Origin of the sequence: Novosphingobium endophyticum (genome assembly GCF_014640675.1) — a bacterium.
GTDB classification, from domain to species: Bacteria; Pseudomonadota; Alphaproteobacteria; order Sphingomonadales; family Sphingomonadaceae; genus Novosphingobium; species Novosphingobium endophyticum.
In genome coordinates this window covers 40,771-47,139 of the sequence record NZ_BMHK01000028.1, presented here as the reverse complement: position 1 = coordinate 47,139, position 6,369 = coordinate 40,771, and the positions used below count along the sequence as shown (strand labels likewise).

General features: G+C 65.1%; 7 protein-coding genes and 1 tRNA gene. 4 read left to right on the top strand and 4 right to left on the bottom strand.

Annotated elements, in window-relative coordinates:
• Nucleotides 1-851, top strand: an 851-nt coding sequence (locus IEX32_RS16210) for a tyrosine-type recombinase/integrase (protein ID WP_229736424.1), incomplete at its 5' end; no start/stop codon positions are given.
• A 148-nt stretch (nt 852-999) separates the two neighbouring features.
• Here IEX32_RS16210 and IEX32_RS16205 read toward each other — a convergent pair.
• A tRNA-Leu gene (locus tag IEX32_RS16205) sits at nt 1,000-1,086 on the bottom strand.
• 238 nt (nt 1,087-1,324) lie between these two features.
• Between IEX32_RS16205 and IEX32_RS16200 the strand changes: the two genes are divergently transcribed.
• Nucleotides 1,325-2,287, top strand: coding sequence for a complex I NDUFA9 subunit family protein (locus IEX32_RS16200; protein ID WP_188772587.1), 963 nt, complete (start codon nt 1,325-1,327; stop codon nt 2,285-2,287).
• 12 nt (nt 2,288-2,299) lie between these two features.
• Here IEX32_RS16200 and IEX32_RS16195 read toward each other — a convergent pair whose 3' ends face one another.
• Nucleotides 2,300-2,971: a glutathione S-transferase family protein gene (locus IEX32_RS16195; protein ID WP_188772594.1), complete on the bottom strand. Its 672-nt coding sequence runs from the start codon at nt 2,969-2,971 to the stop codon at nt 2,300-2,302.
• Nucleotides 2,972-3,174: 203 nt separating this feature from the next.
• Here IEX32_RS16195 and IEX32_RS16190 point away from each other — a divergent pair, with 203 nt between their 5' ends.
• Both IEX32_RS16190 and IEX32_RS16185 read left to right on the top strand, forming a co-directional pair.
• Nucleotides 3,175-3,561: a VOC family protein gene (locus tag IEX32_RS16190; RefSeq protein WP_188772586.1), complete on the top strand. Its 387-nt coding sequence runs from the start codon at nt 3,175-3,177 to the stop codon at nt 3,559-3,561.
• Between the two features lie 48 nt (nt 3,562-3,609).
• Complete coding sequence (locus IEX32_RS16185) at nt 3,610-4,626, top strand: GGDEF domain-containing protein (RefSeq protein ID WP_229736423.1); 1,017 nt, start codon at nt 3,610-3,612, stop codon at nt 4,624-4,626.
• 265 nt (nt 4,627-4,891) lie between these two features.
• Here the strand turns inward: IEX32_RS16185 and IEX32_RS16180 are convergent, their stop codons facing one another.
• Nucleotides 4,892-5,455, bottom strand: a complete 564-nt coding sequence (locus IEX32_RS16180; RefSeq protein ID WP_188772585.1) for a pseudouridine synthase — start codon at nt 5,453-5,455, stop codon at nt 4,892-4,894.
• Nucleotides 5,456-5,459: 4 nt separating this feature from the next.
• Entirely contained in the window at nt 5,460-6,365 is a 906-nt protein-coding gene (locus IEX32_RS16175; RefSeq protein ID WP_188772584.1) for a DMT family transporter, read from the bottom strand.
• Nucleotides 6,366-6,369: the final 4 nt, after the last annotated feature.

The window sequence follows — 6,369 nt, the reverse complement described above, 5'->3', positions numbered from 1 at the left end:
ACCGGCATAAAACTCGCCTGGCTGTCCGACGAACAAACCCGCTGCGTGCGCTCCCGCCGCCAGCGGTGGATCAAGCTCGGATGGACATCCGCTGCCCGCGCAATTGGCTGCCCTGCAGGGGGCGCGGCTTGTCCTTGCCAACGAGGGAAACCACGAAGCGCCTCAGGTCGGTCGCCGGTCAGGTTTTCAACTACGCGATCGCGACGGGCCGGGCCACAAACAACCCAACCGTTGCGTTGCAGCGCGCCCTGCTGGCGCCCGAGGTCAACCACATGGCTGCCATCATCAATGTCGATGAACTGCGCAAGCTGCTTCAAGCGATCGACAACTGCACAGGCTACCCGTCAACGCTTGCCGCTCTGCGGATTACCCCGCACCTGTTCCAGCGCCCCGGTGAAATCCGGAAGATGAAATGGGAAAACTTGGATCTCGACGGTGCCCGCTGGTCTCCTCCGATTGCGGACATGAAGAAGCGTCGGCCGCACGACGTACCACTTTCCCGGCAGGCATTGGCGATCATCCGTGAAATGGCGGAACTGCGAAACGGCCCTTACGTGTTCCCCGCCTTCCACACGGGGAGCAAGCCGATTTCCGAAAACACCGTTAATGGCGCATTGAGGCGGCTGGGCTACGCCGGCAAGCAGTCCGCCCACGGCTTTCGCTCCACCGCGAGTTCGCTGCTCAACGAGAGCGGAAAATGGAACCCCGACGCCATTGAACGTGCAATGTCCCGGCAGGTGGGTAACGCAACCAGCGCCATCTACAACCGCACCGCCTATTGGGATGAGCGGGTCGAGATGATGCAGTGGTGGAGCGACTGGCTCGACGAACTCAAGGCCGGAGGGGGCTGATCGCATGCCCTTTTCGAGGCCCCCAAAAGGCCCCCACGTGATCGCGGTTGGGGGCCTTTACGGACGAACACCTGCGAACGCCAGATAGCAAAAAGCCCGGAGAAATCCGGGCTTTTCGAACATTTGGGGATACCTGCGAGCAGGTAGCTGGTGCCCAGAAGAGGACTCGAACCTCCACGCCCTTTCGAGCGCCGCCACCTGAAGACGGTGCGTCTACCAATTCCGCCATCTGGGCACGGTCGGGGTGCCTTGCTGGCATCCCGTAGGGTAGGTGGGCGCCACTAAGGTCTGGCCGGGGGCTTGTCAACGCTTTGGTGCAAGCAGGTGCGAATTGTTTGGTTCGGGTGTGCGGTGGTGCCGGGCGGGGCGGGCGTGTTTGGTCGGTTGCCCCGGCGATGGGCTTGTGCCAAGGGCGAAAAATCATGCGCAGCGGCGCGAAGAGCGTCGCATTCGAAGGACCGAAAGCCCGACCCATGAGCCAACGCCCTGACAATTCTCTCGCCGGCAAGATCGTCACCGTCCTGGGCGGCAGCGGCTTTGTCGGCCGCCACCTTGCGCAGGAACTGCTGGCGCGCGGCGCGCGGCTGCGCGTTGCCAGCCGCAATCCGCAGAAGGCCTTCTCGGTCAAGCCGCTGGGCAATCTGGGGCAGGTGCAGTTCGCGCGGGTCGACGTGACGAAGCCCGAATCGCTGGCGGCGGTGCTGGCCGGGTCGGACGCGGTGGTGAACCTCGTGGGCGCCTTCGCCGGCAATCTCGATGCGTTGCAGGGCAAGGGTGCCGGCAGGATTGCCGCCGCCGCCCGCGCGGCCGGTGCCGGGGCCTTCGTCCACATCTCGGCGATCGGCGGAGATGCCGAATCGGAAGTCGACTACGCGCGCACCAAGGCCGATGGCGAAGCTGCCGTGCGTGAGGCCTTTCCCACCTCGACGATCCTGCGGCCTTCGCTGATGTTCGGCCCGGACGACAACTTCGTGATGATGTTCGGCCGGTTGATCAGCATGTTCCCCGTGCTGCCCGTGTTCGGCCCCGAGGCCAGGCTGCAACCGCTCTTCGTCGACGACGCGGCCGAGGCGATCGGCAACGCCCTTGCCGATCCCGTGGCCCACGGCGGCAAGACCTATGAGATCGCCGGCCCCGAAGTGCTGACGATGCTGGAACTCAACCGTCGCATTGCCGACGCCGCGGGTCGCTCGCGCCGTTTGATCGCGCTGCCGGATGCGGTCGGCGGCCTGATCGCGGGCGCTACCGGATGGCTGCCCGGCGCGCCGATCACCAGCGACCAGTTCCGGCTGCTCACGGCCGGAAGCGTGGCCAGCGGAGACCTGCCCGGCCTTGCCGAATTAGGCGTGGAGCCGCGTCCACTGGCGCTGTTCCTCGACCGCTGGATGGTGCAGTTCCGCAAGCACGGGCGGTTCGGGACGAAGAAAGCGACGTAACTTGCGGATACCCTATGCATCCACCTCGGCATAATGGCTCGGCGGCTGGATCACTTCCATGCGCTCGCTGAGCAGCGGGCGGAAGCTGGGGCGCGATTTCATCACCAGGTACCAGGCGCGGGCCTGTTCGTGGCTCGACCAGTCGATGCCGCCCAGGTAGTCCGCCACTGAAAGCTGCGCGGCGGCGGTGAGGTCGGCCAGCGTCATGGTCGATCCGGCGAGCCACGGGCGGTTGTCGATCAGGTAGTCGATGTAGTCGAGATAGTCGTGCGCCAGCTTCATCGCCTCGCGCAGCATCTTCGCGTCGGGGGACTGGCGCAGGATCAGGCGCTTCTTCATCCGCTCGTGCAGGAGCGGGCCGGAGACGTCGCCGAAGAAATTCTCGTCGAACATCGCGATCAGGCGGCGGATTTCGGCGCGCTGCTGCGCAGTGCCGCTGATCAGCGGATTGCGCTCGACCGTTTCCTCGAAATATTCGCAGATCGCCCGGCTGTCGGAGAGCACGATGTTGCGCTCGGTCTCGCTGATCACCGGCGTGCGACCGGCCGGGTTCATGGCGAAGAGGCGGTCCTCGTTCTCCCACGGGCGCGCCGACTGCAGTTCGTAGGCGATTCCCTTCTCCGCCATGAGGAGCCGGACCTTGCGGCTGAACGGACAGAGCGGGAACTGGAAGATGTGCCACATGGTCTTCATCGAATGCCAAAGCCGCGTGGCAGCGTCCACCCGTGCCGGATTTATCACTCACCGGAACGCGTGGATAAGTTGGCGGTTTGACTGGGGTCTCCCCGGCCTCCCGCGCGCGATATCGCCGGGGCGCAAGCGGGCGCGATTGACCCGCCACATGCCCGTCGACACTCTTGCGCCGTAAACGAGAGGGAGAGAAGTCAATGCTGCTCAAGAGTCTGCGCCTGGGATCGAACGACCTTGCGAAATCCCGTGCTTTCTACGACGCGACGTTCGGCGCGCTGGGTCTGGCGCCGTGTGCGACGCCGGAGCAGTATCCGATAGTGATGTGGGACCTGGGCGGTGTGAAGTTCCTGCTCGGCCCGGCGCGTAATGGTGAGCCCTGCACATCCGCCAACGGCGGCACCATCATCTTCGAGGCCGAAAGCGAGGACGCGGTGAGGGCCTGGCACGCGGCAGGCCTGACCAATGGCGGCACCAGCGAGGGCGAGCCGGAAGCCAAACCGCAGGCGCGAGGCGCGTTCGGGGCCTATCTTCGCGATCCGGACGGCAACAAGCTGGGCGCCTACTGCGGCCTGCAGATGGGCTGAGCGCGGCCTTTAACTTGAAATTATGGGCGGTGCGCCTAAGCATGCGCCATGCCATCGAGAGGTCAGATCGAGCGCAGGGAAGCGCAGCATACCGGCCTCTTGCTGGAGCATTCCTTTCTGTTCCGGATACCGCCGCGACTGGCCTGGACGATCGTTATAGCGCTGCTCTGCGCGGTAGCGTTCGTCGAATATCTCTTGCCCGGAGAGATCTGGTTCGGGCCGGTTTACCTTGCGGTAATCGCGCTGGCCGCCTGGTCGTTGAGCGCGCGCACGGCAATTGCCATCGGTCTGACGGTGCTGCTCGTCAAGCTGCTGACGGGCACCTTGCCTTTCTATCCGAACGGATCGGAAGTCGCGGTCGCGAACCTGGCGGTACGCGTTCTTGGCATCACGATTGTCGTGGTTTTCATCGGCATGGCGCGCAAATCCTGCGAACGCGAATGGCGCTTCGCCCGGACCGATGCCCTTACGGGAGCATTGAACCGGCAGGCCTTCTTCGAGCTTGTCGAAAGCGGCCGATGCCAGGGCGGATGGTCGGCCCTGATCTATGCCGATCTGGATGGGCTCAAGAAGGTCAACGACGAGGAAGGACACGGTCAGGGAGACCGAAGCCTGACGACATTTGCCGAAATCGTCCGGAAGACCATCCGCAAGGGCGACGTCTTCGCCCGCATGGGCGGCGATGAATTCGTCATTTTCATGAAGCTGAGGGATGCCGAGGCCGGGCAGGTCGTGGCGAGGAGATTGCATCGCACGATCAATGCAGGCGCACCGGAGGCCGCTCGCCGGCTTACCTGCAGCCTCGGCGTGCTGCTTCTGCCGGACGGTTCCAGGGAGATCGACACTGAACTGAGGGCCGCCGACGCTATCATGTATGAGGCCAAAAAGTCGCGTGCCGGGGTGCTCGTGGCGACGCTTGGCGAGCGCGACGGCGAGAAGGTGCTGTCGCCTCCGGTCCCGGTGTTCGACGCGCCCGAGCGGGAATCCGCGGTGAGGAAGGCCGACAGGACGGAGCCGCCGACGGGCGATGAGCCCTCGGTTCCGGAAGCCACGGTAGCCGCCTAGAGCGGCGTGCGGTATATCTGAGCCACCGTGACGGAGCCGATTTTGGCCGAGCGCGAGGAGCGAGGAAAGAGCCATGCCTTTGCATAGTGACTGACGAGTGACGCTGCGATCGGCCAAAAGAGGCCCGCCCCTTCGGGGTTGCCTCAGGAAGCCCCTCGGACAGCGTCACGTTGCTTATCCGGGCAACCAGCCCGACTTGCACAACGCTCCTTGCCGAGAGGCTTCCTGAGGCAATCACGGTGACTCAGATATACCGCACGCCGCTCTAAGGCCGGTGCGGCGAGATCCGCGTTTCGCGCCATTGGCCGGGCGCCAGGCCATCGAGCGTCCAGTCGCCCACGCTCCAGCGCACGAGGCGCAGGGTCGGATGCCCTATGGCGGCGGTCATTCGGCGGACCTGTCGGTTGCGGCCTTCGTTGATCGTCAGGCTGATCCAGCAATCGGGCACCGTTTTGCGGAAACGCACCGGCGGGTCGCGCGGCCAGAGTTGCGGATCGGCGATGCGCTCGGCCCGTGCGGGCCGCGTCAGGCCGTCGTTCAGTTCCACGCCCTTGCGCAGGCGGCCAAGGGCATCGCCATCCGGTTCGCCTTCCATCTGCACGAGGTATGTCTTGGGCAGCTTGAACCTGGGATCGGCGATCCGTGCCTGAAGCCGACCATCGTCGGTGAGCAGGAGCAGGCCTTCGCTGTCGCGGTCGAGCCGGCCGGCGGGATAGACGCCGGGCAGGTCGATGTAGTCCGACAGCGTGGCTCGCGGGGTCGGCGAACGGGTGTCGGTGAACTGCGAGAGCACGTCATAAGGCTTGTTGAACAGGATCAGGCGCGCCATCGCTTCAGCTTCTCACCTTCAGTGGCCGATCCCCTGCCTTCGCCATCGCCAGTGCGCCGGCGAGCAGGATCATACCGGTCACATCGCCTCTCGTAAGCACTTCGCCGAAGGCCAGCCAGCCTATCGTCGCCGAGATTGCGGGCTGGGTCAGCAGTGCCAGACCGATGATCAGTGGCGGGAAGTTTCTGAGCGAATAGACCAGGAAACCCTGCCCGACGAGCTGACTGGTGAAAGCCAGCGCGAGGAGCGGCGTCCAGTCACCCGGCCAGATCGCCTCGCCGCGTGCCCAGGCGATGAGAAACATCAGCGGCACGCTCGCGAACATGGAGTTGAAGAGAAGCGAATACTGGCCCAGCCGGTAACGCACCGCGCCGATCATCAGGATGTAGACGGCGTAGAGAAAGCCCGCGAGCAGGCAGTAAAGGTCGCCGATCAGGTTTGCACGGCTGATTTCGAGCGAGCCGCCCATCAGCAGCGCTGCGCCGGAAAGGGCCGCTGCGATCGCCGTCAGCTCGAGCAATCGCGGCTGGCGCCGCGCGGCGATGAGGCCCCAGGCCATCAGGATCACGCTGCCGCCGTTGCCGAACAGCGATGCATTGGCGAGCTTGGTCGTCTCGATGCCGATGTGCCATGCGGCAAGGTCCAGCGCGAAGGCGACGCCAGCGCCCAGCACGATGAGCAGCGCCGCGCCCCCGACCCGCCGCTGCTGCGCCGGTTCGCCCAGCGAAAGCAGAAAGACGAAGGGCATCGCGATCATCAACCGCCAGAAGCCCGCCGCAACCGATCCCGTATCCGCGAGGCGCACCAGGAAGGGGCCGAGCGCAAGCGCGAAGTTGGCAAGCAGGAGCGCCGCCAGATGTCGCGCGCTCCAGCCCGGCGCGGGGCTTCCGGTTTCGAGACTGGTGGCCATCGGC

Coding starts and splice junctions, on each gene's coding strand:
- IEX32_RS16180 (WP_188772585.1), bottom strand. CDS start 5,455: ATGGCGCGCCTGATCCTGTTCAACAAGCCTTATGACGTGCTCTCGCAG.
- IEX32_RS16185 (WP_229736423.1), top strand. CDS start 3,610: ATGCCATCGAGAGGTCAGATCGAGCGCAGGGAAGCGCAGCATACCGGC.
- IEX32_RS16195 (WP_188772594.1), bottom strand. CDS start 2,971: ATGTGGCACATCTTCCAGTTCCCGCTCTGTCCGTTCAGCCGCAAGGTC.
- IEX32_RS16190 (WP_188772586.1), top strand. CDS start 3,175: ATGCTGCTCAAGAGTCTGCGCCTGGGATCGAACGACCTTGCGAAATCC.
- IEX32_RS16200 (WP_188772587.1), top strand. CDS start 1,325: ATGAGCCAACGCCCTGACAATTCTCTCGCCGGCAAGATCGTCACCGTC.
- IEX32_RS16175 (WP_188772584.1), bottom strand. CDS start 6,365: ATGGCCACCAGTCTCGAAACCGGAAGCCCCGCGCCGGGCTGGAGCGCG.